General features: G+C 41.6%; 20 protein-coding genes. 5 read left to right on the forward strand and 15 right to left on the reverse strand.

Features of this window, described 5'->3' with window-relative positions; translation table 11 throughout:
- Positions 1 to 232 precede the first annotated feature (232 nt).
- Positions 233 to 3,151: a calcium-translocating P-type ATPase, PMCA-type gene (locus P5683_RS06050; protein WP_006620622.1), complete on the reverse strand. Its 2,919-nt coding sequence runs from the start codon at positions 3,149 to 3,151 to the stop codon at positions 233 to 235.
- 455 nt (positions 3,152 to 3,606) lie between these two features.
- Here P5683_RS06050 and P5683_RS06055 point away from each other — a divergent pair, with 455 nt between their 5' ends.
- Positions 3,607 to 4,011 (forward strand): YidH family protein, encoded by a 405-nt coding sequence (locus P5683_RS06055; RefSeq protein WP_006620620.1) that lies wholly within the window; start codon positions 3,607 to 3,609, stop codon positions 4,009 to 4,011.
- A gap of 114 nt (positions 4,012 to 4,125) precedes the next feature.
- Here P5683_RS06055 and P5683_RS06060 read toward each other — a convergent pair whose 3' ends face one another.
- The 3 genes from P5683_RS06060 to upp all read right to left on the reverse strand — a co-directional run bounded on the left by P5683_RS06060 (position 4,126) and on the right by upp (position 5,599).
- On the reverse strand, positions 4,126 to 4,404 hold the full coding sequence (locus P5683_RS06060) for a YggT family protein (protein WP_006669458.1): 279 nt from the start codon (positions 4,402 to 4,404) through the stop codon (positions 4,126 to 4,128).
- 191 nt (positions 4,405 to 4,595) lie between these two features.
- Positions 4,596 to 4,919 carry a hypothetical protein gene (locus P5683_RS06065; protein WP_006620618.1) on the reverse strand — a complete coding sequence of 108 codons (324 nt, stop codon included), beginning with the start codon at positions 4,917 to 4,919 and terminating at the stop codon, positions 4,596 to 4,598.
- Positions 4,920 to 4,948: 29 nt separating this feature from the next.
- Positions 4,949 to 5,599 carry a uracil phosphoribosyltransferase gene (upp, locus tag P5683_RS06070; protein WP_035759746.1) on the reverse strand — a complete coding sequence of 217 codons (651 nt, stop codon included), beginning with the start codon at positions 5,597 to 5,599 and terminating at the stop codon, positions 4,949 to 4,951.
- A 336-nt stretch (positions 5,600 to 5,935) separates the two neighbouring features.
- Between upp and crtH the strand changes: the two genes are divergently transcribed.
- Both crtH and P5683_RS06080 read left to right on the forward strand, forming a co-directional pair.
- On the forward strand, positions 5,936 to 7,477 hold the full coding sequence (crtH, locus tag P5683_RS06075; RefSeq protein WP_315639543.1) for a carotenoid isomerase: 1,542 nt from the start codon (positions 5,936 to 5,938) through the stop codon (positions 7,475 to 7,477).
- Between the two features lie 88 nt (positions 7,478 to 7,565).
- A complete protein-coding gene (locus P5683_RS06080; protein WP_048895383.1) occupies positions 7,566 to 9,143 on the forward strand; it encodes an SDR family NAD(P)-dependent oxidoreductase in 1,578 nt (525 codons plus the stop codon).
- Between the two features lie 34 nt (positions 9,144 to 9,177).
- Here the strand turns inward: P5683_RS06080 and P5683_RS06085 are convergent, their stop codons facing one another.
- From P5683_RS06085 to P5683_RS06135, 11 genes are all read right to left on the reverse strand, one after another.
- On the reverse strand, positions 9,178 to 10,104 hold the full coding sequence (locus P5683_RS06085) for a glycosyltransferase family 2 protein (protein WP_006620612.1): 927 nt from the start codon (positions 10,102 to 10,104) through the stop codon (positions 9,178 to 9,180).
- Between the two features lie 160 nt (positions 10,105 to 10,264).
- Entirely contained in the window at positions 10,265 to 11,470 is a 1,206-nt protein-coding gene (locus P5683_RS06090) for a glycosyltransferase family 4 protein (RefSeq protein ID WP_006669461.1), read from the reverse strand.
- 112 nt (positions 11,471 to 11,582) lie between these two features.
- On the reverse strand, positions 11,583 to 12,416 hold the full coding sequence (locus P5683_RS06095; RefSeq protein WP_228116509.1) for a glycosyltransferase family 25 protein: 834 nt from the start codon (positions 12,414 to 12,416) through the stop codon (positions 11,583 to 11,585).
- A gap of 175 nt (positions 12,417 to 12,591) precedes the next feature.
- Positions 12,592 to 13,878, reverse strand: coding sequence for a flippase (locus P5683_RS06100; protein ID WP_008049492.1), 1,287 nt, complete (start codon positions 13,876 to 13,878; stop codon positions 12,592 to 12,594).
- Positions 13,879 to 13,933: 55 nt separating this feature from the next.
- Positions 13,934 to 14,959 (reverse strand): NAD(P)-dependent oxidoreductase, encoded by a 1,026-nt coding sequence (locus P5683_RS06105; protein ID WP_006620608.1) that lies wholly within the window; start codon positions 14,957 to 14,959, stop codon positions 13,934 to 13,936.
- A complete protein-coding gene (locus P5683_RS06110; RefSeq protein ID WP_006620607.1) occupies positions 14,956 to 16,044 on the reverse strand; it encodes a Gfo/Idh/MocA family protein in 1,089 nt (362 codons plus the stop codon). Before P5683_RS06110 ends, P5683_RS06105 begins: the two co-directional genes overlap by 4 nt.
- Before the next feature lie 69 nt (positions 16,045 to 16,113).
- Positions 16,114 to 17,004 (reverse strand): DUF6492 family protein, encoded by an 891-nt coding sequence (locus P5683_RS06115; protein ID WP_006620606.1) that lies wholly within the window; start codon positions 17,002 to 17,004, stop codon positions 16,114 to 16,116.
- A gap of 47 nt (positions 17,005 to 17,051) precedes the next feature.
- Positions 17,052 to 18,326, reverse strand: a complete 1,275-nt coding sequence (locus P5683_RS06120; protein WP_006620605.1) for an O-antigen ligase — start codon at positions 18,324 to 18,326, stop codon at positions 17,052 to 17,054.
- Positions 18,327 to 18,509: 183 nt separating this feature from the next.
- A complete protein-coding gene (locus P5683_RS06125) occupies positions 18,510 to 20,729 on the reverse strand; it encodes a polysaccharide biosynthesis tyrosine autokinase (protein WP_006669464.1) in 2,220 nt (739 codons plus the stop codon).
- A 40-nt stretch (positions 20,730 to 20,769) separates the two neighbouring features.
- The gene (locus P5683_RS06130; RefSeq protein WP_006669465.1) at positions 20,770 to 22,254 is read right to left on the reverse strand and encodes an SLBB domain-containing protein; all 1,485 of its coding nucleotides are present in this window, start codon (positions 22,252 to 22,254) and stop codon (positions 20,770 to 20,772) included.
- Between the two features lie 89 nt (positions 22,255 to 22,343).
- Complete coding sequence (locus P5683_RS06135) at positions 22,344 to 23,690, reverse strand: cytosine deaminase (protein ID WP_006620601.1); 1,347 nt, start codon at positions 23,688 to 23,690, stop codon at positions 22,344 to 22,346.
- A gap of 373 nt (positions 23,691 to 24,063) precedes the next feature.
- Here P5683_RS06135 and P5683_RS06140 point away from each other — a divergent pair, with 373 nt between their 5' ends.
- Positions 24,064 to 24,585 carry a hypothetical protein gene (locus tag P5683_RS06140; protein WP_006620600.1) on the forward strand — a complete coding sequence of 174 codons (522 nt, stop codon included), beginning with the start codon at positions 24,064 to 24,066 and terminating at the stop codon, positions 24,583 to 24,585.
- A 100-nt stretch (positions 24,586 to 24,685) separates the two neighbouring features.
- A complete protein-coding gene (locus P5683_RS06145) occupies positions 24,686 to 26,188 on the forward strand; it encodes an MFS transporter (RefSeq protein ID WP_006620598.1) in 1,503 nt (500 codons plus the stop codon).
- Positions 26,189 to 26,233 lie beyond the last annotated feature (45 nt).

Below are 26,233 nucleotides of genomic sequence, written 5' to 3' on the forward strand. Positions count from 1 at the left end.
AGCCTGTTCAGAAATCATATTATCACCTCTCCAAGTCCCTCTCCCTTTGTGGGAGCCAGATTTAGGGCGATCGCTTTGGTATCTTACAGCCTGTTCAGAAATCATATTATCACCTCTCCAAGTCCCTCTCCCTTTGTGGGAGAGGGATTTAGGGTGAGGGGCAATGTATTAAGCGACTGGTAAACAAGCTGTACCTAAGATGTAGATAAGATACCCGGTTTCTCAGAGTTGATTAACCTTTTCTCCAGCGGACGATCGCCCGATTTGATTCACCAATCCACAGGACGAGGGAGGTTCCGCCTATAATCCATAACCAGTCTGTCAGACACAGGGGAACAGTTCGGAAAATGCTGCCGCCAAATTGAACAATCAGAATTTGTCCGATGAAAATGACTCCGGCGATCGCCAAAAAACTAGGATTTTGCCAGAGTTGGGATAAGACCGAATCCTTGGAACCGAAGCATTTGGCATTAAATAAATTCCAGAATTGCAGCATCACAAAACTGGTGAAAAATAGTGAGAGTTCATAGGCTGTTACCTGATGATCAGATTGGATATACAGTAGAAAACCGACCAGAATCACTAAAAATACTGCCCCCACAGTAAAGATTGACGACGACATGGCTGGGGAGATAATAAAGTCTTCCGGGTTTCTGGGTGGTACTTCCATCACCCTTTCGGTCGGGGGTTCTGTGGCTAAGGCGAGGGCGGCGAAGGTATCCATAATTAGGTTTACCCACAAAAGCTGAATTACGGTAAAGGGTAGGTTAATGCCGATAAAAGGTCCTAACAGCGCAATAATGCAGGCGACCACATTAATTGTGAGTTGAAACAAGATGAATTTTTGGATGTTTTGATAGAGCGATCGCCCCCATAAAACTGCCTGTTTGACACTCCGAAAAGAGTCATCTAACAGGATAATATCGCTGGCTTCTTTGGCCACAAAAGTGCCGCTACCCATGGCTAAACCGACTTGGGCTTGATTGAGAGCCGCCGCATCATTGGTTCCGTCTCCGGTAACGGCTACCACCTCTCCTTGAGCCTGTAATAGCTGGACGATGCGCTGTTTATCTTGAGGACGAGCGCGACCTATTACCCGCACTTTTTTGAGGGTTTTGCTGGCGAGTTCATCATCCATGTCTCGGAGTTGGCTTCCGGTAATATAAGCCTCGCTGGTGTCGTTTTCATCGATAATCCCAATTTGACTACCAATTTGGGCGGCGGTTAGCAGACTATCGCCGGTAATCATTTTAATATCAATTCCGGCTTGGCGACATTGGCGGACGGCTTCGGTAACTTCTGGACGTACCGGATCGGCGATCGCCACAAATCCTAACCATACTACATCTTGGCGATCGTCTACATTCAAATCATCCCCTTCCAGTTGCGGTTGAGGGATATAAGCAAATCCCAGGGTTCGCATTCCTCCCGCATCGCAGTTTTTTAACTCCTGAGAAATCAATCTTCTGGTTTCTGGGGTGAGGGTAATTACGCCCTTTTCCGACAAATAGGAGGAACAATGACCTAGGACAATATCGGGAGCGCCTTTGATGTGCATTATCTCCTGATTATTGATAGCTGATATTCCCAGGGTCGCCATATATTTGCGATCGGGGGTAAAAGCTAGTTGTTGTTTAATCTCAAACCTATTGCGTTCGGAGAGATAATCAATCTGATTTTGTTCTAACCATAACAACAGCGCCGCCTCCGTGGGATTCCCGATCGCCTTAGATTTTTGGTTCTCATGTTGTTCTAAGTTGGCGGTACTGTTGGCGGCTATGGCTTCGGTTAATAAATCACTGGGAATATCGTGGCTAAAACTGGGGAAATTTATCTCTTGTACCTGCATTTTATTCATGGTTAAAGTTCCGGTTTTATCAGAACAAATAACCGTAGCCGCGCCAATGGTTTCGCAGGCGTGCATCCTTCGCACGAGGTTATTTTGTTTGGTCATTTTCCTCATGCTATAGGCGAGGCTGAGGGTGACACTTAGCGCCAGACCTTCCGGGACAGCGACCACAATCACCGCCACCGCAATCATAAAGTAGGTGACAAACTCAGTGGCGGCTGATGCGGGAATCCAATCACTAACATTATCGGGAATAAAATTGCCTCCATAACCGATCGCAATTCCCACCCCAAAAACTAACAAACCTATTAAAGTTGATTTCACCCAGCCAATGGCGTGATCATCTTCTAACCATTCTGGCACAGTCGCCTCATAACCTGAGATTTCTAAACCATCATAAACAATGGGTAACCATACCCTAACTAGGGTAATGATTAAACTGGTAGCAGCTAGGGCGACTATATACCACTGTCCTAGACTCAGGTTAAGGTTTCCGGTGAGGATACCGCGCACCACTAAGGCTATATCAATTAAAACGGCAATGGCTAACCCTAGGACTCCAATTAAGCGACTGAGGCGGTCTAATTGCTGTTTTAGGGGGGTGTCTATATTGGTGATTTCGCACACTAATTGCGCGGTTTGACCGATTTCTGTACTATCGCCAACAGCGGTCACTTCAAAGGTGCCATGACCGTCTGTAACTACTGTTCCTCGTAATAAGCGATCGGGAGGATAGGCGCTATCGGGAAGTTCGCCACTGGCTTCTAATTGTGATGTTCCTAACTTTTTGACGGCTTCCGATTCTCCGGTTAAGCTGGCTTCATTTACCCGCAGCGAAACCGATTCAATTAATTGACCATCGGCGGGGATTTCGTCCCCCAATTCGATGATCACAATATCACCGACTACTATATCTTTTTTGGGAATGGTGGTAAAACTATGATCTCGGATTACTTTGATGGGGACTTCATCATTCATCCGGTTGAGAATATCAAATTCTTGATTGGCTTTATACTCGTTTAAGAAAGCTAGGGTAGTGGCTAAGGCGATCGCTACAATAATACCAATTCCTTCTACATAATTGCCATTAACTATTCCTAAACTAATGGCGATCGCCGCCGCCATAATCAAAATCCGAATCACCGGATCATCAAACTTTCCCAAAAATTGCCGCCAAGCTGCTTCCCTTGGTGGGGGAGTCATGATATTACTTCCGTGAGTTTGGCGACTTGTCTCTACCTCTGGGGGAGTTAATCCTTTTAAGTGATGGATGTCTTGGCGCTGGTCCTGGGTTATGGTCATCGGCGAGGCTCCTATATTAGCATCTATACTGATAAAAATCAGATTGTGTTATTCTAAAATAAGCGTGTTATATTGGCATCAGCCTAGTCAAATATCGGCTTATGTCTTCCGCTTGGCACAAATGGGAACCCGATTAAATTGCGATCGTCTGTGAACTTCATCAGCTAAAATACTTAACTGATTACATATATTGACTCCGGCTTCAATTTTAACTATACCACTTTCCCCTCAGATTGGGGAACCATTTTCCCGGATTTTTAGTCTCAACCAGCCTGACCCACCGCGACAAAATCCACTCATTTTAACATAAATTAGTGAGACTTCGCAACTAGCCGCCTCCCTATCATTAAATGTATTCAAAATAAAGCATATTACTGTGTAAATATCTCCTCAACAATGCCGTTGGGGGTTCCCATCATGTATGGTATATTATCTACTTTGATTTTCTCGGAAGTATGACCTCACTTGACCCTAACCCGCCGCCTAAAAATCTGAATAATGAGTTGGCGAAAGAACGCAACCGCGCCGCTTCGGAACGGACTTTAATGGCGTGGATTCGTACCTGTTTATCACTGATAGGCTTTGGCTTTGGTATTGACCAAATTGTGACGGTTATCTACGAAGAAACGGGGGATAATTACGTCAACCCTCTGCGTCTGTCTCGCTTCCTCGGTCTTTCGTTTATCGCCTTGGGAACTCTAGCACTAATAGCGGCTTCGATTGACCATCGCCAAGAACTAAAACGCATCTGTAGAGATGATTATTTATACACTCCTAGAATATCTCAAGCGCTGACTGTGGCTGTGATTTTGGCGATTTTAGGGGTGGTGGCATTCTTGGGAATTATGCTGGGTTCATAACCACTCTTTACCCTGAATTTGTGCTGATATAACTAAGGGCGAAGCCTGTGCATTTGTAGTTAGTTGGTTAACCACAACACTACAAATGCCGGCAGATTACAGATGTGTGGAACTTTAGGCTAGGCTGTACAGTAAACGCGGCACAATTTGAGCCACAAACTGAAGCAGGAAAATGGCAATAATGGGGGACAAGTCAATGCCACCCAAGGGGGGAATAAATGAACGGAAAATATTAAGATAAGGGTCAGTTAGTTGGCTAATAACCGATAAAGGACCATCGTATAAATTCACATTGGGGAACCAACTCAGCAGGATTCTAATAAAAATTAGAACCATGTAAATGTTCAGGAATTGTGCAACTGTATTAGCAAGTAGAAACAATGGTGAACTCATGCAATATCTCCGATAACTGGGAAATGGCTTATGGTGAGACCTCAAGGGTCTGGGAATAGTCAACTACCTAAAGTCTGGGCGGGTTCGACGGTTTCCCTGAGAGTGATTTAGTATGATTGACTTTTAACTGGGGTTTATGAAAGAGTAAACTCTAGCAGCTAATTATATCATACTTTGGGCGCTAGTTGATGCTAGATATCTTCGGCTGAGGGTGAGTCGTGAACCTCAGCAGAGATAGTCCCATTCACTCCCCCAAGTTGATGGCGTACATCATCGATCGCCTGATTGAGTTGAGAAATTTTGTCTTCTAGGTTCAAACGCGCTGTTTCCACATTTTCGGGGGTTAGGCGATCGCCTTTATTGCGGTTGCGCTTATTGTCTCCTAGGGAATTAGAGCTTTCGGAGTTATCCGCAGATAGTCGCGAGGAGAGGACAACCCCCAACACACCACCCACGATACCCCCTAAAGTAGCCCCTAATATCAGTCCGCTGGTAAAGCCTTCTCGATTAGCCATAGTTTTAGATTCACCTCATCATCAAAAATTCAAGTTCCAAAAGTGCGATCGCCCGCATCTCCCAACCCCGGAACAATAAAACCTCGCTCATCGAGACCCTGATCAATAATAGCCGTATAAACTTGTAGACTAGGATACTCTTGGCTAAGGGACTGTAAGGCTTGGGGGGCGGCTATCACGGAGATAATTCGCATCAACCCCGGATCAATACCGCGCTTGGTCAGTTCAGCCATAGTCGCCATAATGGTTCCCCCAGTAGCCAGCATCGGTTCACTAACGATTAACCGGGTTTGAGGGTCAAAGCTATCAGGAAGTTTATTGAGATAGCAACTCACCTGTAGGGTTTCCTCATCGCGGACCATTCCCAGGTGATACACCGACGTTAACGGCACCACGCTTTGGATACCTTCCATAAGGGCTAATCCCGCCCGCAGAATGGGTATAACCACCATCGGCGCTTCTGGGTTGATATAAGTAGCTGGACATTCACACAGGGGAGTTTGTACCGTAGTTTCCACCGTGGTGAACCAATCGCGAGTCGCTTCGTAGGTTAGCCACCGTCCCAGTTCCGTCATAGCGCTGCGGAATAGGGCCGGCGGAGTTGAGACATCACGGGCGATCGCCAACCAATGCTTAATTAGGGGATGGGGGGGGACGTAAACGCGCAGTTGCAGAGTCATTAGGGGGATAGTCAACCAAATTCGGCTTTTCCCTTCCATCATACTCCCCCAGCTACCCAGTCAGACTACCCCCGCATAGTTTTAAGAAATGTTACAAACTTATTGACAATTATTTTTAACAAGTCTAAAGTAGATTCTCAGTGTTCTCCTCTCAAATCAAAGGATCGGCAGACGGGGGCGGTTGATGAAAAAACCGTTCCCGCATTTCTTGTGAAAATGGCTGTGGGAGAGGCATTATCATGATTTTGCCCCCAGAAATGTCGCTTGTGAACGTTATACAAGCATGGTGAGGCGTTACACTGTAGAGTCAGGAAATTCTGGAAGAGAGTTGATCCGATGCCTGTTATTACCCACCAGTCCTTTGCTGATGAACCCCGACCGACTCAAAACTTTGATGTAATTGTCATCGGTTCCGGTATTGGAGGCTTAGTCACTGCCACCCAACTGGCAGCCAAAGGCGCGAATGTACTTGTCCTAGAAAGTTACATCATCCCCGGTGGTAGTTCTGGTTACTTTGAGCGAGAGGGATATCGATTTGATGTCGGAGCATCAATGATTTTTGGATTTGGTGACCAAGGCACAACTAACCTGCTCACCCGGGCTCTAGAAGCTGTTAACGTCAAATTAGAAACTATCCCCGACCCAGTTCAAATTCACTACCACCTACCTGGGGAACTCCAAGTTAGGGTTCACCGAGATTATGAGAAATTTTTGCAAGAACTAGGGGAAAAGTTCCCCGACGAACGAGACGGAATTCGTAAGTTTTATGACGAATGTTGGCAGGTGTTTAACTGCTTGAACGCCATGGAACTCCTGTCCCTGGAGGAACCCCGTTATCTGATGCGGGTTTTCTTCCAAAACCCAGGCGCTTGTCTGGGACTGGTCCAATACCTACCCAAAAATGTGGGCGAAGTCGCTAAACGACACATCAGCAACCCGGAATTACTCAAATTTATTGATATTGAGTGTTACTGCTGGTCTGTGGTTCCCGCTGACTTAACTCCCATGATTAACGCTGGGATGGTCTTTTCTGACCGCCACTACGGTGGGATAAACTACCCCAAGGGGGGAGTAGGTCAAATCGCCCAAAAACTGGCTGAAGGCTTACAGAAAGCCGGAGGAACGATTAAATACAAAGCCAGGGTGAAACAGATTTTAATTGAAAATGGGCAAGCTGTGGGGGTCGAACTCACTAACGGTACAGTTTACCGCGCTCGCCGTATAGTTTCCAATGCTACCCGCTGGGATACCTTTGGGAAACTAATCCCTGAAACAATGATGCCGCCTTCTGAGCAAAAATGGCGCAAACGCTATCAGAAATCGCCGAGTTTTCTCAGCTTACATTTGGGGGTAGAAGCCTCGGTTTTAACACCAGAAACCGACTGTCACCACATCATAGTTCAAGATTGGCAAAAAATGGAGGAGCCAGAAGGGACGATTTTTGTCTCGATTCCGACCCTCCTTGACCAGGATTTGGCCCCGCAAGGCTATCATATCATCCATGCTTTTACCCCGAGTTGGATTGATAATTGGGAAGATTTACCACCCACAGAATATGAACAAAAAAAAGAGGAGGCAGCCTGGGGAATTGTAGACCGTCTCGAAAAGATTTTTCCCGGTTTAGATGCGGGTTTGGATTATATGGAAGTGGGAACAGCGCGATCGCACCGTCGTTTTCTTAACCGGGATGACGGAACCTATGGACCTATTCCTAGCCGCCAACTGCGGGGACTCCTAGGAATGCCTTTTAACCGCACTGCTATTCCCGGTCTGTATTGTGTCGGAGATAGCACCTTTCCTGGTCAGGGATTAAATGCTGTCGCCTTTTCTGGGTTCGCCTGTGCCCACCGCATTGCCGTAGATTTAAAGTTAGGCTAAAACCCCAATTTAATTCGATAATTTAGTGGGAGGAAATCGCTCCCCTCCCCTATTTTCACCTGCTGATATTACTAAAAATTCCAAATTTATGCAAGTCTGTATTGTTACGGGTGGCAACTCCGGTGTCGGGTTAATGACATCCGTGGGTTTGGCTAAATTAGGCTATCATGTCTTTATTGCTTGTCGTTCCCACAGCAAAGCCACCAAAGCCATTGCTTATATCTCTCAAAAAACTGGCAACCCTAACATCGAATATTTGCCCTTAAATCTGGCTTCTCTGGAGTCAGTTCGTCAATGTGTTGAACTGTTTTTAGCCAAAAACTTACCCCTAAATATTTTAATCAATAACGCCGGAATATTCAACGGTCACGGTGTCACCCCAGAAGGATTTGAGTTGATTTGGGGAACTAACTATTTGGGACATTTTTTGCTGACTTACTTACTCTGGGATAAATTACAAGAATCTGCCCCTAGTCGAGTGGTTATGGTATCTTCAGATCTCGCCTTAAAACCCACGACAATTAAATGGGATCTATTTGTAAAATCTACCCCCTTCAACTTTATCGAATTATATAATCAATCTAAACTCTGTTTATTACTGTTAACCAGACAACTTTATCAACAATCAAGCCATGTCACTGTTAATGCTGTGCATCCCGGTTTTGTCCAATCTAATATTACCATCGGTCATCGTTTGAGTAAGTTTTTTGGTATCGGAATTAGCCCCAAAAAAGGCTGTTATAGTAGCTTATTCTGTGCTACTTCTCCCGACTGTGAATTAATCACAGGTAAGTTTTTTGACCCTAAAGGGAAGGAAATTCCTTTGCCTCCCTTGGCTTTAAATAATCAGTTATGTCAACAATTGTGGGAACAAAGTTTAGACTGGACTGGTGGTAATAAACCTGTGGGAACCCAGATAATTAATTATGATGGTACTGATGAAGTTTGGGGACCCTATAGCTTAAATTTAACCCCGGAGGAAATCGCTACAATTCGCCAACATATTTTTAAGGAAGTCTTACCTAAGCCACCGATTAAAGTTTTATTGATATCGGCACTAACTGCCTTATTTAAACTACAATTTGGCTCAATTATGTTGCTGTTCGTGCAATGTTATAAACGACAGTTTTACATGGAAAGACATTTAGATTCCCCGCAATTATTGCAGTTGTGTAAAGATGAAAACTTGTTGGCGATTATCAGAAAACATTTAGGGGATAATCTGCGGCTATGGCGTTCGGAATTATGGGTTAATTATCCCTCCCGTCAATTAATCCCATTTTGGCATAGAGATATTTACCCAAAATTATTGTCTGGGGAAGGCAAAACTATTAATATCTATATTGCTTTAACAGAAGTGACCGCCAGAAATGGCTTTGAATATATCCCCAAAACTGAGGCAGAAAATTGTCCCCGGCAAATTACTGACCCTTTCAGCGGTAATCATTTCTACAAGGTTCCTAATTCCGTGAAAAACCAAGTGATTCCGGTGGTTTTGCAGGCGGGAGAATTTGTTTTATTTACTGACCAAGTTATCCATCGTTCGGTTTACAATAGCAGTGGGAAGGTGCGTCTGTCTTTGACTTTAAGAGTTGCCCAAGATACTGTCAAAATTTTGCCGGGATATAGCCCAATTTATCATCAGCCACTATCTTTGTCTAATTAAGGCGATCGCTCTGGGTCTGGTTACGAATCCTATATTAATTGGCTTTTTTCCACCCACTTCCCATAATTCCGAGCAAGCCAGAGATAGTTCCAGCCCCACGCCAGATGGACAGTAAAGCCCTGTTCACGGCATATTGACCCTGTAACAAAGCGATCGGAATAGATACTAAGCCAATCATAATTAAAACACATCCTTTGAGAAAACGGATACCTTGAAGATAAAGAGAAGGATACAACTCTCTTTCAAATAAGCTTCTCGAGCTCCATCCCCAGTAACTTCGCTCTAACAACCACATCAAACTCATTCGAGATTCAGGAATCCGCTCACGCACAATGGCTTCATCAGCCCACACTATTTTTGCCCCTTGCTTATAAAGTCGCATAAATAAATGTGTGTCCTCTGAACCTTGCATGGCCAAACGTTCATCAAAAACTGTTTCTAGTTGCTTTACAAGTTGGCTGCGAACCAAAACATTACCTGTATAAGCAACATCCATAACCGATCCAGTTGGATAGCGCCTCGGCTCTAAAAATTGACCTTTTTCAATCCAATCAGGTACGTCAACACTATTCTCAAAGTAAGGGATAACTGGTCCTGTTACCACATCTGCTTCATATTTTTCCTGAACAATTAAAAGATTTTCTAACCAGTTTTCATCAGCCATCTCATCATCATCAATAATAGCAATAAAATCTGCCAGATCAGATGAGTTGATAATCGTTCGGTTACGAGCATAAGAAACTCCCGTTTGAGTTTCGATATCATAGCGTAAAGGGTACTTAAAACTAGGAGCGACTTCATCAATAATAATTTGGGCAGAACCCGAAGCATCATTATCAACAATGACAATCTCTATTTCGGGTTCATTAATTTGATGAAAAGTGAGCTTTTCTAAACTGTTTAGCAATCTCTTTAAATCATCCGATCGCTTATAGGTGGCTACGCAAATTGATATAAACATATTTTTACCTCATTAAAACTCGAGTCTAATTACTTGAACCATCAAAGTTTAACATTAAATTGGGAGGGAATCAATTAAATGAGATGAAATCTTATTTAATTAATGATTGATTCTTGGTTTTTTATTGATAATTTTAACCATCAAACAAAAATCAAAATCATTAATGTTGATAGTATTGATTAATCGTTCTCAATAAGACCATCTCCATTTGATCAATCATAACTTTAGGACTAAAATTATCCAGTACATGATCACGACAACGCTGGTCAAGTTCCGGGTCATCATCTCGCCAATTAGCAACCTGGTTAAGAACTTCTGCTAATTGTTCAGGAGAACCAGGTTCAACCAGATAACGGCTTAATTCACCTGTCATCATTTCAGGTATTCCCGCGACTCTACTACCGACAACAGGCGTACCAGTTGATAAAGATTCTAAAACCACCCTCGGACAAGGATCAGGCCAAATACTAGGAACAATCGTAACATCACTAACCCGATCAAGATCCGGTGTATTGGGAACATGACCCATAAACTGGACTAATTCTTTAATCCCTAGTTCATCCACCATATCTTTTAAAAATTTAAGATAGTTAATACGCGCTTCTGGTGAATCTTTTTTAGGTTCCAAAATAACATTTCCAGCAATTAATAAACAAATATCTGGTTGATGATTGGCCAGTAATGCAAAGGCTTTAATCAGGACTTCTATTCCTTTATTAGGGTTGAGTCTCCCCAGACACGAAAAAACTCGCCTGTTTCCTAAGATCTTGAAATCACGACGGAGGGATAATTGCTGATGATTATCAACGGAGTGGGGACTAAATTTTGGCGGGTCAATACCATTATAAACCACATCAATTTTCTGATGATCAATACCACAAAAATCAACCCATCTGTCTTTAGTTGCTTGAGAAACAGCTATAAATTTATCCACCCCTGACAATCCGGGTCGCCACTTGAATCTCAAAGAGTTTCCTGGTAGTTGCAAATAAGAGAGTAAAGGAATTTTTTTGATAGTTGATAAGCCATAGCCCCAAAATACAGAACTAAACTCATTAGACAAAATCATGGAATCTAAAGTTGTTTTGATTGGAGAAATATCATTAAAAAAATCCACAGCAAATTTGACCATATCAAAGGGATTTTTGCGGTTAGCTTGGTAGCGTTTGACCGGAATTAAATCTTGGCAGAATTGGCCATAGGTTTGTAGGAGGTCTCCTTCTTTGGTGTAAACCAAACTAACCTGATGTCCACGATTAGCCAGGCTTTGACAAATTTCCAGTAGATTTAACTCTTGACCGCCAAGAGTTGATGAGGGTTCATTTTCTAAAGCAATTAAGTGCATAGATGATGATTTTAAAGTCATTTTTTGATATACCAAATATGTGGTAGTTAACTAATACAGTTTATTGGAAAAAATTGACTGAATATAAACGATGAATTTACTTTTAGTCTGAGTCACCATTATTTCGCACCAATTAAATATCCCACCAATCAAATAACTCGGGCTTTAGATAATCTAAAGTCTTCTTTAATTTTAATTTGATTAACCTTAGAAAACTTACCAATGGCTTGATCAATACAACTTTATCTAAAGAACTGCTGATCATCCTAGGACTAATATCACTGGGGCTACTCCGTTGCCACCCAAGAGACGGACATACAATTAAAGATACAATTTCAGGATTTTGCTTTCGGAATAGATAATATGCCGTATCAATATAGGCTCCATCCAGGTCATCAAAATTAGGATCTTTTTCAAAAAAACAAGTTTGAAAACGTTTTTTCAACAGTTCTTCTAAAAATAATATCAAAGAATCATAAGCTGTATGATTAACAGCATAAAAATGTGTACCTAATGTTGGATAATTAGCTTTTTTTAAGTGAGTCCAAGTTGTTGATATATCGGGGTCGTAAAAATTATAATAGTCTGATAGCTTTAATTTATTATAAGCCAAATATCCTAGAAATAATAGATCCCAATTTACTTGACTAAGTTCATCAAGTAATTGTGTTTGTACAGAACAAAATCTACTAGAAATTGCTAGATCATCTTCCATGACTAATATATGACTAAGTTTGTCTGTTTTAGCAATTTTAATAATTTCTAAATGACTAAGGTAACATCCTAACACACCAATGCTCGGAAAAGCTAATTTTTCGGTGGGCTTGATGGCTGGAAAAATTTTGACTTTTTCAGAATTAAAATTTAATCCTATACTCTTGATTTCTTTCTCCATTTCACGTCTTCTATCAACCCTTTCAGGTAAGTTGATCACATAAATTTTGTCAAAAAAATCTGATATGTTCATATTTCGTTCTCTTTTGAATTTCATCAACATACTACATCATTTTCATGTTAATGTCAATCAAATTTTGCTCAATAACAGCTAACTAAGGTAGTTAATCAATTAAGTTGCAAGCGCTACCATTGTTGCCACATTATGATACTTATCAATACGCACCAGCTTATTATCAAACAATAAGTTAACTAGAATTTTTTAAATTTTTATAATTCAGTCGCCAGAGTAAACCCCAGTAGCACAGGAGAATCAAAGAATCTGTAGTTAAGGTAGCCCAAGCTGCACCCCTCCATGAAAATATGGGAATTAAAAAATAATTTAAACTAATATTAATTAAAGCTGCCATAATTTGAACCAATCCCCGTAACTTTTGATATCCAGAGCCGGTAAGAGTATCTGCTGCAATTAATTGCATACCAATAATTAGTGGCATGGGAGCTAACCAGTATAATACTGGCACTGAATCTATATAGCTTTCTCCCAAAATATAAGGTATAAATGGCGCAAAAAATATACAACCAATAACAAAAAAAATACCATATGTGGAGATAACCGGAATCAAACGTTTGGCAAATTTAAAAGCATTACTAATACCCAAAGCACCTTCTTCAAAAAATCTGGTGTATGTGGAACTAAATATTACTAAAATTGGTATATAGCCAACTTCTATCAATCGATAAGCAGCAGAATAGATACCAGTTACACTTAGAGTTGAAAGACTGCTTAACATTGTTCTATCAATACTGGAATTTATATTAGCAGCAGATCTGTCTAGAGAAAAGTATATACCTTGGAAAATATTGTGCTTTATCTGGGATAATTCTAATTGAGGAAAACCCAGATTCAAACAAACAAAAAAGAACGAAAAAACTGCCGTTATCATCGTCCCCAAAACATATAAAAAAGACCAATTTATAGCATTAGGTTTATCAAACAATATAACCAAAGCTATAGCAGATAAAACTTTGAAAAAGTTATAAAAAATATGTAATTGAGCAGTGTTTTTATGCCGATTAACCCCCAAAAAAGCTCCACAACATAGATTCCAAATAGACAATCCTAAAATATCAGAAACAAGTATAGATACAATCAGGACGTTAGGAATAAATTTTGGCAAAATGGATTTGCCTATTAAAAATGATAAACAAATGACGACTAAACTACAAAAAAAAGTTGTTAAAATAGCATCACCCCAGTATTTTTTAAATAAAATTTTATTTCTTGAAACATTTCTGATTAAAATATCTGCACTACCTAATGTTCCAAATGGAACAGCGATCGAGGCTAGTGCTGTTACTCCCATGAACATACCAAAATTTTCAGAACCCAGATATCTAGCAATCAATATAAAGTATGTAGCTTGCATAAAAATACTTATAACTTTACCCAAAAACATCCATAAAGTATTTTGGACTAATGACTTTTGTGTGATTTTCTTAATTCGTTCTTGCAAATTAGTAAAATATGACATACATTTTTACCTGATTTATGTCTGGAACAGCTACTCAAATTATTTGAACTCTATACTAACTTGATTTTGGTGCATAAACTGCTAATAAATCTTCAGTACCAGAGGAACGTTGAAAGGCTTGATCTAGAGAATAGGTAGGCTGCCAGTTCAAAATCTGTTTAGCCTTCTGATTAGTATACCGCAGTGGCTTAAAACGAGCCTGAAGTTTGGCGGGTACTAAAATACCTGGTAAACGAGCTTTACTCTCAATAAATAGACGGTTAAACAGCCAAGCCATATTGGCAATTAATCCCATAAAAAACCAGTTGATAAAATATATTTTCGGGACTTTATCCATGGTTTCTATGAGTTTTTTGGCATAGACATTTTGAGTAGGTAAATTGTCATCGACAATATTTAAGGTTTGTCCACAGGCTGCTTCTGTCTCGGCGGCAATAACAATGGCTTCTGCACAGTTTTCTACATAGGTTAAAGGCATAATTGCATTACCCCCTATTCTTAACCAGGCACTATCCCCTATTTCAGCGCCTAAGCAAGCATTCCAAAGATAATCTCGACCGTAAATCATCCCCGGACGAATAATAGAAACTTGTCCACCATATCGCTCAAAATCTCGATAAAGTTGTTCTTGAATTAGCTTGGTTTGAGCGTATTCGTCACGATTTAAGGGGTCAGCTTCGATGGGAGAATCTTCGTCTAAAATTTGATGCGATCGCATTTTGACATAATCATAAACTGAAAAGCTACTAATGGCTATGAGCTTAGAAATCCCGGTTTTTTTCATAGCAATTAACATATTTTCGGTGGCTATGACTGTGCCAGCAAATTGGGTGTAAAAATCCCCAGACTTAGAGGCGGCTAAATGAATGACAGCATCCACAGATTGCAGACTTTCTACCAAGCCTGATGATTGCCTTAAATCTAGGCGGACAATTGCCAAATTAGGATGATTAAACCAAGAGAATTTAGTCTCATCAGTTTGGGGACGAAGTACGGCTTTTACTTGGTGTCCCCGTCCCAAGGCTTCCGCCACAATATACTGTCCTAAAAATCCAGATGCGCCAGTGATAAACAATTTCATAGATGATTCTCCTCCGCAATTAATGCGTTAACTAAACGACTGGTTTTATCCATATCTTCAAAGCTAATTGGTAGCGGTTTATCTTCTTGTAAGGCTTGATAAGTCTGCTCTAATAAACTATGTAAACCTTCATATGGAGTCTTTTGTAAGAGTTTCCGACGAAAGTTAGTAAAGCTGGCATTCATGAAAGTCCAACCATTAGCAAACTGATTAGCCAAAGGAGAAAACTGCTTACCAACAGCACGAGGGACTACACAGCGAACAAATGGTTGAAATAAATCAACTTCTGCATAACCCAAGGAACCGCGAACTGTGACGGAAAAACAGTCGGGTTGAGTGTAAGCACTAAACCGTATGCGAGTATGTTGATGACCGGAAAAAATCAGTGCATCTAAATCATCATACTTAAATAAATTACCACCACCATGATTATTCCATCCGGCTTTGACGTAATCAAAAGTTGGCATAAATAATAAGGCAAGATAACACAAGTGGGTAATAAAGTCATGAATCACACCCCCCGGAAGTTTATGGACTGGACTGGGTAGATTTTCGTCTGCGTATCGTCCACCACTACGGATATCTAATGCCATGCGGACTTCTACTTCGCCGATGGTTCCTAGGGTTCCATCTTCCACTAGCTTTTGCAGTGCTAGAATTGGCTGATTGAAGCGATAATTTTGATTTTCGATTAAATGGCGATCGCATTTTTGAGCAAAATCCCATAGTTCTTTAAACTCATCATAAGTGGGAGTGATTGGCTTTTCACAAATCACATGAGCCCCGGCACTCAGACAATCCATAGACATTTTTTTATGGATTTGAGGCGGTGTCAAAATATGCACAACATCCGGCTTGGCTTGCTCCAGCATTTGATGATAATCTGTATAAGCAGCTTCAGCACCGAATCTTTGAACGGCATAGTTAGCAGCAGCCTGGGAAATATCACAAACTCCCACCAAATGAGCCCTTTCCGAGTTAGACAAAAAACTGAGATGTTCTTTAGAAATCAACCCGGTACCAATAACGGCTGCTTTTAACTTGGGTTGTTGATTGTCTTTATCCATTACAATTAGTTTCATCATATAAAAATAGTTGAAAGCCTTGAAATTGTGCTATAAAAAGCCTCAAAAAACGTTGGCTTGATTGTTACACTAATTCATGTTTTCCAGTAATTTTTGATAGCGTTTAATCGGAATACCAGCTTTGGCTGAAATCATAACCGTTACATAATCAGGCTCAATTTCAGATAAAAAATCCTTGATTTGTTGTTCTGATAAATTTTCTGTACCAAAATAGCGTAAACCGGGGTATGTTTCATCAATATAATGATTGGCTTCATGGTCTATAATATAATCACAAAACATTCCATAGAGGATATACTCAGATAAATTCCAAGTATTAGATATGGTTTCCACCCAAGAACGTCTAGACACTTTTTCTAGGTGTTCATATAATTTTAAAACATTATCCTTTTTCCAGGTAATCAAGTCACCAATATAATTAGGAGCCGGAAAATCAACCATAGGGGTAATCAGTAATTTACTAGCAGTTTCATACCAACTATAATGAGACTCCCAAGAGCGAGGAATTGAATTAGGCTCTCGATAAAAGCGAATTTTTCCATCTTTAACAAATCGTTCTTGTGGATTTAAAGGACGCACAAAGGCAACATCTGAATCCACAAACATCAAAATATCTTCAGACACAAATTGTGCCGCTGACAGCTTAATAATTTGCTGAAGCAGCCAGTTACGAATGGGAAGACTTTTAAAGCTAAACCAACCATTTTTGACAAAAGGTATCCTTTTGATCCATCCAGGAATCACCTCTTCAACAACTAAAATTTCTGTGCGATTATTTGGGAGTGACTTAAATATTGATAAATCTTTTCGATCAACAATAATATAATGCTTTGTTGACGAAGGTATGAACTTATCAACTGTAGAACACAAAAATTGGCATCTCTCAAAGTCCGGTGCATAACTCGGTGTAACCAAACAAAAGCTGTATTCTGATCCAGAGGGTTGAGACGTGATGTTCATAATTTTAATTGGTATTTAAATTAATTCAAATTGGGGAGTAGTTTTGATCATCTTGAGCCATCAAATTCAGGATGAGATGGTTTGGGTTTTTCCATAGGTTCCATAATTGAAATGGATAGGGCTGTATATAATACCCAAAATATACTGTTTTGAGAAATTATACCTCCTTCAGTTGCATTAGTTAAGACTAAATAAGTCAGAAATATTAAGGGCCATAAATATTCTATTCCGACACTAAATCTTGCGATAAAAACCGACCTTAACAAGTTAATTCCAAACCCCGAAAAGTAAGTAACAACGCCTAATAAGCCTATGTCTAACCACATATCGAGTATTCCATTATGGGAATAAGGAACCGGCCACCTTGCAGCTCTAATAATATAAGCTGAGGCACTATCTAATCCCTGCCAAAATGCCGTATAACCATATCCTAAATAGGGGCGCTTGTCAATCATCTCTCTAGCCCACACCCACAGTTCTGTGCGACCAGTAAGGGTTGGATCTTTGCCAATTAATCCTAATAATTCATCGGCCATCTCTGTATAGATATAAAATATAGTAGCGCCCAAAGTGACAAGGGCTAGAAATGAAGGAATCAGTAAAATATACCGAAATCGCAGCACCCGATAGGCTATGACACTGGTCAATAAAATTGTAAAGTTAATTAGGGAACTTGATGATTTTGCCATGACTAATAGCAAACAAGCAATAGCGATCGCCATGTAAGCCATCCAGCGCTTTGCCTGGTCAAAAAGACCGGGTGATAATATTAATACTATACCACCTAATGTCATGGCTCTTCCTAAAAGATTTTTATGGTTATATATGCCTCGCCAAGCCCCATAGTGAACGGCTTGTTCGATGCCATAACGAGGTAAAGCGATCGCCAAAACCACGCTAAGGACGGCAATAATTCCATAGGAAATAGCCAAAAGTTTAAGTTGTTCTCTGATGGTATAACGACTACCTAAGTAAACACCAAACAGTGTAGTCCCTATTAAGCCAATACAACTTCTGAGGGTACGAGCCGGAAAATCTGACCAAAAATAGGAGGCGATCGCAATCAAAATCATCACCCAGATAACCGGACCTCTTTTAACAGAAATTAAGCACTTTTTCCACCGTAGCAATAGTAAAGCTACCGAAACCAAATAAGTCAGCAGAAACACCAGCACATTTAATCGAAAATCAAAGGAATTGATATCTGTACCATCACCCTCGCTTGCGCCGCCAGATAAAATCAGAGGCAACCAGTTAGCGCTATAATGAATAATCGCAAAAACCGTAAAACTAGATTCCAAATATTTTAAGTATTTGTCCATTAAAATATTGATGTTTTTGGTCTAAATCTACACCCGTTAACCTGTTGTGCATCATAGCATTTTTATCAGTGAAACCAAGAGAGAAATGTAAAAATTAATGTAGATTATGTAAAGTTTTGGTAAAGTTGTTGCTGTCAGGGAGTCTCCAGGCTTAATTAACCTGGTATAGGGATAGTTTGATATCTAAGAAGAACTCCTAGAAGATATTTTCGGGGGTGCGGAGCGATCGCGCCGATGGGATTTTTGGAGAGGGAAATAGCGTTGAGCATGATAGAAATACTTAGTGGACTCATTCTTGCTAATCCCATTGATCACCGTCCCCAAGATCCGCTGACCCGATCGCCCTAATATTTCCTTAGCGGCTTTAGCGCTATCGCGGTCAAGAATTCGGGGTCTAGCGACCATTAACACCCCACTAGCCATATTAGCTAAAGTTAAAGCATCGGCGGCTAATAACAATGGTGGTGTATCAATAATTACAAAATCATACTCCTCCGAAAAATTCCGAATTAAGGAAGTCATGCGTCGAGAATCCAAAAGTGCTAACGGATTGGGTGGTGTCACCCCAGCGGTCAAAATATCGAGTTGGTCAATTCCCGGCTTCACGGCTTCGGAAAGAGTCGCCTCTTCCACGAGTACATCACTTAATCCCACCGCATTAGTTAAACCCCAGATATGATGTTGAATCGGTTGTCGCATATCCCCATCAATGAGTATCACCCGATGTCCAAGCTGGGCGATCGCCGCCGCCAAATTAGCGGAAACCGTTGATTTTCCCTCCTGTGGTACGGAACTGCTTACCACAATTACCCGCACTTTGCGATCGGAACCCAAAAACTTCAAATTAGCCTGAATCATCCGATAAATTTCGCTAATTAAGGAACCGGGTGTATCCACCACCGGAACCTGTACAGAAGAGCGATCGCCTCCCGTCAAATAGCGGTAAAAAGGCGGCGCTGCAAAAGAAGGAATAATACCCAACAAAGTATATCCAAATAAATCCCTAGTTTCCGCCACAGTCCTCAGAGATTTATCTCCCATTTCCATCAACAGCAATAAAGTAGTTGAGGCGACTAATCCCCCCATTACTCCCAAAGCCAACAACGGTACTTTTGCCGTTTTTCCCTCATCTGGAACGTTAGCCGTTTCGATAATTCTGGCATTATTGGTAATCTTATTGGCTGCCACTTGTGCTTCCTCAAGATTTTGTAGTAAAGTCCGATAAGTCAGACGAGCCACCTCAGCTTTGCGCTCAAGTTCCTGCTGTTGTTGTTCTAATTGTGGCAAGATCCTAGCTCTCCTTTCCAAACCATCACGCGCCTCATAGAGAGAGTCAAGCTGCTTAGTCAAATCCAGCCGCCGAATTTCCGCATTAACAAACTCTTCAATCTTGTTATTTTTGACATCCATAACCCTGAGCAACCCGCGAGAAAAGGGTCTGCTACTACCCAAATACACTTGAATTTCTCTTTGTAACAAATTCTCCAGATTATCTCGCTTTCCCTTTAAAGAAATAATCCGGGGATTTTCATCTCGAAAACGTCTTTGTTCCTGGGCTAATTCCCCCTCCACATTCTCCAATTCTTGTAAAGCTGCTCGCACCACCGGAGACTGACTTAAAGTATTTACGGCTATAGCTTCTTCCAAGTTCAAACCCACTTGATTTCCCAAGGAATTAACCAAAGATTGCACCGCATTTAATTCAGCTTCTAAAGTAGTAATATTGCGATTTAACTGCGCCATTTCTTGTACGGATATAGCAAACTCCGTTCCCAGGTCTACTATCTCATTTCTTTCCTTAAAATCTTGAATAGATTTTTCCGCCAGAAACAACTCCTTTTGTACCCTAGGTAGCTGTTCCTGAATAAACTCTTTCGCGCCGGAAGCGTCTTGTCGAATGCTAGACACATTAGCCTCAATATAAACCTCCATCACGGTATTAATAACATCAGCAACTTCTTGGGGATTTCGGCTTTGATAGGTTAACAGAACAATATCCGTGCCGCCGATAATTCTCATATCTAAATTGCGTCTAATATCCTCTGGAGCCACGGGTTCACCATCCTCATTAGTTAAATTCAAGCGCTCAATCACTGTTTCTAACAGAGGATTAGAATACATTAATTCTATCTGGGTACTCAAAGGAGTCTGATCCGCCAATAGTGCTTTCAGTTCCCCTAACCCTTCACCAATACCAGCTAAAGAAGAAGTACGGTCTACCTTAAATAAAATTTTGCCAGAGTTTTCATAAGTTGGGGTCAAAAATTGGGTAGCATATACAGCCCCAGATACACTCAGCACAAAAACCCCCAGCAGCCAAAACCATCGGCGTTTCAATGTTTGTAAATATCTCCCTAAATCTAAATCAATAGATTCTCGGTGTTCAATATTACTAAAATCCATAACCATTACCTCTTCTCTCAAATACTACCATCTTAGGACTTTAATTATTATCTCTATCCTCTGTTAAAACATGAATGATATTCAGTACAGCAGAGATCCCAATCAGACCCCCCACAGGTCTTAACACTTCTTCAAAAGTATCGGCTACCTCAGTTAAGGCTGAACGGTTCACGACCACGACATCATCTCGTTGTAAAACGGGATTATTCGGTGCATTTAGTCCGGCTTGAAAATCAATGGAAATTTGACGACGGGAAACGGTACCATCAGGATGCAAACGCAGCAGTTGCACGGAGCCAGTATTCGCCCGCCGCTGATTAAACCCCCCCGCCACTAAGATGGCTTGATTAAGGGTTGTATTAATCGGTACTTGCAGCGCCCCTGGTTGTGCGACTTCTCCCACCACATTAACCATCATAGTTCTGGGTGAAAAACTAGCACTGGCGAGGGAAATAATCTCATCGGGTGGCACGGCACTAGCGGTAGGAATTATAATAGAATCTCCTGGCTGTAAACTCATATCCTGAGTAGCATCACCAGTGGTCAGTAATTGCCACAAATCAACAGTTATAGTCTTTAATTCACCCGCCTGAGTCAGTCTTTGTAATTGAATGCGACGCAGGTTAGCTTGAGGCTTAATACCTCCCGCCCTTTGAATAGCTTGAGTAATAGTCGGTAATTCCGGCAAATTCGCCATTCCTTCCCCCATAATATGGGTTCCCGGATTAAATACTTCCCCGACGATAACTACTTGAAAAGGGGGTACTTCCTCGGGCGCAAAATTAGCGGAATTAATCTGTCGAATAGCGACGGGATCAAGACTTTCGGCGGTGGGTACTACAATTGTATCGCGATCGCGCAAAACCAGATCTTGACTTAAATCTCCATTTTCCAACAATTCCTTGAGGTTGACGACAATATTTAGCCTGGTGGGTTCTTGTCGCTGCACCTTAACCTGAGTAATATCTGCTGATTGAGTAATCCCACCCGCCTGCTGGAGAAGCTGAGTTACTGTATAGAACTGAAATTGTCGCTCAACGGTGTTAGATGTGGAAAGGGGGAGAATGTATGTTCCCGGTCTTTGTACTTCCCCCCCAACGGCAATGCTAATGGGACGGGGTGTAATAATTCTCACGCTGGGGAATGGTTGTTGTACAAAGGGAGTATAGGCGGCGGAAATTTTCTCGGTCAGTTGAGAAACTGATAAACCAGCTACGGTAATTTGACCGATTAGAGGCAGATTGAGTGTCCCATCAGTCAAAATCAGGTATTCGCCACTGTACTCAGGAACATCGAGAATATCTACCCTTAGCAAATCTCCTGGACCGAGGGTATAGGCATCAGGAACACGAATTGAGGCGGGGGTAATAGTGGGGATGGGGATAGAAGGTTGAGTTTGCGCTAGGCTGATAGGTGTGCTGCTATGCCATATCAATAGGGACATTAACCCCCAACTCATCAGGGTTGTCGCCTGGGGAGATTTGACAGCATTAGTTATATTAGCTGGAAATGATGGCTGAGTCATAGGTGAGAGTCAAGACACTGACAGATGAAACATGGAATATACAGTTGACAATGACTTGAAGGCTGAGGGTTTCTTCCTCATGGTAACGGCTATTCTGTGAAGTGGCTAGTTATTAAGTCGTCTAACTCAGAATAGTCGGGGATAGAAGCTGATACTGATGCACCGTTTCTGATGATAACCCGATCATGCTGCGATCGCGATAGTAATTCACTGAAATTTCTGCCTTTAAAAGCGATGAGATTGGCGGAAATGCCTACCTTCAGCCTTCCTAGATTTGATAATCCCATTAGATCGGCGGCGGTTTTGGTGACGATTTGGGGCCAGTCACCTGATGGATGATCTAAATGGCCGATTCTGACTGACATTTTGAAGACTTCTAAAACGTCATGATCTCCAAAAGCATAAAAGGGATCACGACAGTTATCACTCGCGACTGTTACGGGGATTCCGGCTTGTTTTAATTCATGCAGAAGTGTGACCCCTCGCCATTTTGGGGTTTTGGGTGTATTTGAATGGTTAGAATATTGTCTATCTTGCAGATATAAATTGCACATGGGCAAGCTGACAATCCCTATATTAGATGATTTAAGCAGATTAATGGTCTGGTTAATCACTTCGGGACTCTGGACGGATAAACTGCAACAATGTCCGCAAATTATGGGATTCTCAAATTGAGATTTAACCGCATATTCGGCGATTTTATATAGGGTATTAGAATCAGGATCGCCATTTTCATCGACATGGAAATCTAAGGATAAATTCCGGTCTTTGGCTAGGTCAAATACTCGCTCCATTTGTTGATCAAGGTCACGGTTAATATAAGCGACACCCCCTAAAATGCCGCCCATTTCTGCTACTCTATCGGCTAGTTTTTCTCCTTGGGGGGTTAAGTAATAATCCAGAGATACCAGGGATACAGCTTGCAAAAATAGTCGATCGCACCATTTTTCCCGCAGACTGTTCAATACTTCCCAGCTAATTTCTGTGAGTTTTCCGGCTGAGTCTAAATGGGTGCGGATAGCCTGAGTCCCATGGGCATAACTACATTTTAAACCAAATTCCATCCGCTGATAGATATCTTCAGGGGTCCAGTATTTTTCACTATCGGAAATAGCAGTATTTAGCGCCCCGGTAAAAGTCCCGTCGGGATTAGGCGATCGCTGCCAAATATGGCCCTTATCTAAATGGGTGTGTAAGTCCACAAAACATGGCCAAACCTGTCCCCCCCGCAGGTCTACCCAGGGGATATCAGCCGTGTCTGTATTTCCAGCGGGTCGCAGTTGGCTAATTTTCCCCGATGTAATTTCCACATCGATTAATATTAGCCCCTCCCGCGTCTGTTGGCTTAACCAGTCCGGTTGGCTTACTTCCAGTAAACAGTAGGGAATATGGGCATTTTTTAGCCAGTAGCGATCGCTTTTGGGAATACTAATCATGACTACAATTTACCCCATCATGCAAAAATAACATTGTTAATATGCAAAAAGTTCATCAAACTTAGGATTTTGTAATATTAGCTACACTTTAACTGATTTTTCAGCTTTAACCTACTGATCAATTCTTAAAGTCATCGCTCAAATTTTCGGCAGCTTTAGGAGTAGTTTAATTTCCGGTTATCATTCCCTAATCACCCATATTTAGGTTGTTGTTTATGCAATTATCATAAACTTAGGGCTAGTTTTGATGTACTTATCCTCATTTTTGATATAGCCCAATCCATAAAAGTTATGATTAAATAAAGAGGCGATCGCTCATAAAGCTAGGGAAATGTAGTCCGGTGCTAGTCAACTTTACTATCAGAAAATCTCCATGACATCCATTCAAACTACCCCCAACTCGTTAACCTCTTCCGTCGGTCTGAAAATCGTGTCAGTCATTGGCTTAATTGCCTTTTCAGGATTTTATCTTAACAGTTGGCAGCAACTACTATCCAACCACTACGCACAACAGCAACCCCAAGCCGAAACCATTGTAACTGCTGTCGAAATTGTCCCAGAAACCGTAGAAACCCCAACACTAGAGGCCACCGTAACCCCCATCACCGATCCGAATGCGATCGCTGATTTAACCACCCAATTATACACCCAAATTGACCAAAACTGGCAACAGTACCCTACCTTTACCGAGAACCTAGTGTATCAGGTCTCAGTCAATCAAACAGGTGCGATCGCCCAATACAAAACCATCAACCTCGCCGCCGCCAAATATCTTAATCAGACTCCCATTCTCCAATTAAGTCAAGCCACCACCGAAAACCAACCCCAGGCTGAATTTCTCGTAGTCATGACTCCCAGTGGCACTTTACAAGTCAACCCTTGGGTTGCCCAATAGTATTCCCTTACCTGCCTTGATGATTGAGTAATTATACCAATTCATCAAGTCCTGACCCCCGCCAATTTCCACCGTTGTTTTACCCCACCATTTAATCAAAATGCTAACCGAATTATGGTCTTTAAAAGGCCGATACAAAATCCTACACCTAACCTGGTTTGCCTTCTTTCTTTCCTTTGTCGTCTGGTTCAACTTTGCACCTTTAGCCACAGCTATTCAAGACGATATGGGCTTAGAAATAAGTCAAATTCGTACCCTCGCTATTTGTAATGTTGCCCTCACAGTTCCCGCCCGGATTATTATTGGGATGCTGCTAGACAAATACGGTCCTAGAATCACCTACTCATTACTGCTAATTTATGCAGCAATTCCCTGTACAGCATTTGCCTTAGCCCAAAACTTTAATCAATTAGTAATTTCCCGTTTAGCCCTCAGCATAGTGGGTGCAGGATTTGTAATTGGTATCCGCATGGTAGCCGAATGGTTCCCCCCCAAAGAAATCGGTTTAGCCGAGGGAATTTATGGCGGTTGGGGTAATTTTGGTTCCGCCGCCGCTGCCTTTAGCTTACCCACTCTAGCAGCAATTTTAACCTTCGGTTCTGGGGGGGTAATTAACTGGCGAGTAGCCGTAGCATTAACAGGAATTATCGCCGCTGCTTATGGTGCTTTCTACTTCTTTAACGTCCAAGATACCCCCCCAGGAAAAGTCTATCAAAAACCCAAACGCGCCAGAGGTTTAGAAGTGACCACCCCCAAAGACTTCTGGTTTTTGATGCTCATGAATATTCCCCTAGTTGGTGTTTTGGCTATCCTAGCTTGGCGTTTAAGTAAAGTAGGTTTCTTGACCTTACCGCAACTTTATATCGTTTGGGTAGCCTTATTCGGTTTATACCTTTTCCAAGGTTATAACTGCTGGGAAGCGAATAAAGAACTAATCCTTGGTCACAAACACTATCCCCCCGCAGACCGTTACAATTTTTCCCAAGTTGCTATTTTGGAATTGACCTATTTTGTCAACTTCGGCTCAGAATTAGCTGTGGTGTCAATGCTTCCCGCTTTCTTTGAGAATACTTTTGGACTCAGTAAACCAGCCGCTGGAATGATAGCTGCTAGTTATGCTTTCATGAACCTAATGTCTCGCCCCGGTGGAGGTCTAATTTCTGATAAATTAGGTAGCCGTAAAAATACCATGGCGGTTCTGACTGCGGGAATGGCATTTGCTTATTTAATTATGGGTCGAGTTAATGGTGGTTGGTGGCTACCTTTGGCGGTACTTTTAACCATGACTTGTTCATTCTTTGTACAAGCTGGGGAAGGTTCATCTTTTGCGATCGTTCCCCTCATTAAACGCCGTGTTACTGGACAAATTGCCGGAAATGTTGGGGCTTATGGAAATGTGGGTGCAGTCGTTTATCTAACACTATTTAGCCTATTTCCAGAAGGTGATATCGGCAACCGAATTTTCTTCGAGATGTTAGGAGTAACTAGCATGATTGTCGCTTTCCTCTGTTGGTTTTTCCTCAAGGAACCTCAAGGGTCTTTTGCTGACCATCATCAAGAAGAATTACAAGCCAACGAAGACATTATCCCTGTCGCCAAATAACTCCTAAATAGGGGCGGGTTATTAACTAGCATCAAATTAGCTACT

This window comes from Limnospira sp. PMC 1279.21 (assembly GCF_032349615.1).
GTDB lineage: Bacteria > Cyanobacteriota > Cyanobacteriia > Cyanobacteriales > Microcoleaceae > Limnospira > Limnospira fusiformis.

Bases quoted from the DNA above. Each gene is read 5' to 3' on its own strand.
- P5683_RS06050 (WP_006620622.1), bottom strand. From the start codon at position 3,151: ATGACCATAACCCAGGACCAGCGCCAAGACATCCATCACTTAAAAGGA.
- P5683_RS06055 (WP_006620620.1), top strand. From the start codon at position 3,607: ATGACCTCACTTGACCCTAACCCGCCGCCTAAAAATCTGAATAATGAG.
- P5683_RS06060 (WP_006669458.1), bottom strand. From the start codon at position 4,404: ATGAGTTCACCATTGTTTCTACTTGCTAATACAGTTGCACAATTCCTG.
- P5683_RS06065 (WP_006620618.1), bottom strand. From the start codon at position 4,919: ATGGCTAATCGAGAAGGCTTTACCAGCGGACTGATATTAGGGGCTACT.
- upp (WP_035759746.1), bottom strand. From the start codon at position 5,599: ATGACTCTGCAACTGCGCGTTTACGTCCCCCCCCATCCCCTAATTAAG.
- crtH (WP_315639543.1), top strand. From the start codon at position 5,936: ATGCCTGTTATTACCCACCAGTCCTTTGCTGATGAACCCCGACCGACT.
- P5683_RS06080 (WP_048895383.1), top strand. From the start codon at position 7,566: ATGCAAGTCTGTATTGTTACGGGTGGCAACTCCGGTGTCGGGTTAATG.
- P5683_RS06085 (WP_006620612.1), bottom strand. From the start codon at position 10,104: ATGTTTATATCAATTTGCGTAGCCACCTATAAGCGATCGGATGATTTA.
- P5683_RS06090 (WP_006669461.1), bottom strand. From the start codon at position 11,470: ATGACTTTAAAATCATCATCTATGCACTTAATTGCTTTAGAAAATGAA.
- P5683_RS06095 (WP_228116509.1), bottom strand. From the start codon at position 12,416: ATGAACATATCAGATTTTTTTGACAAAATTTATGTGATCAACTTACCT.
- P5683_RS06100 (WP_008049492.1), bottom strand. From the start codon at position 13,878: ATGTCATATTTTACTAATTTGCAAGAACGAATTAAGAAAATCACACAA.
- P5683_RS06105 (WP_006620608.1), bottom strand. From the start codon at position 14,959: ATGAAATTGTTTATCACTGGCGCATCTGGATTTTTAGGACAGTATATT.
- P5683_RS06110 (WP_006620607.1), bottom strand. From the start codon at position 16,044: ATGATGAAACTAATTGTAATGGATAAAGACAATCAACAACCCAAGTTA.
- P5683_RS06115 (WP_006620606.1), bottom strand. From the start codon at position 17,004: ATGAACATCACGTCTCAACCCTCTGGATCAGAATACAGCTTTTGTTTG.
- P5683_RS06120 (WP_006620605.1), bottom strand. From the start codon at position 18,326: ATGGACAAATACTTAAAATATTTGGAATCTAGTTTTACGGTTTTTGCG.
- P5683_RS06125 (WP_006669464.1), bottom strand. From the start codon at position 20,729: ATGGATTTTAGTAATATTGAACACCGAGAATCTATTGATTTAGATTTA.
- P5683_RS06130 (WP_006669465.1), bottom strand. From the start codon at position 22,254: ATGACTCAGCCATCATTTCCAGCTAATATAACTAATGCTGTCAAATCT.
- P5683_RS06135 (WP_006620601.1), bottom strand. From the start codon at position 23,690: ATGATTAGTATTCCCAAAAGCGATCGCTACTGGCTAAAAAATGCCCAT.
- P5683_RS06140 (WP_006620600.1), top strand. From the start codon at position 24,064: ATGACATCCATTCAAACTACCCCCAACTCGTTAACCTCTTCCGTCGGT.
- P5683_RS06145 (WP_006620598.1), top strand. From the start codon at position 24,686: ATGCTAACCGAATTATGGTCTTTAAAAGGCCGATACAAAATCCTACAC.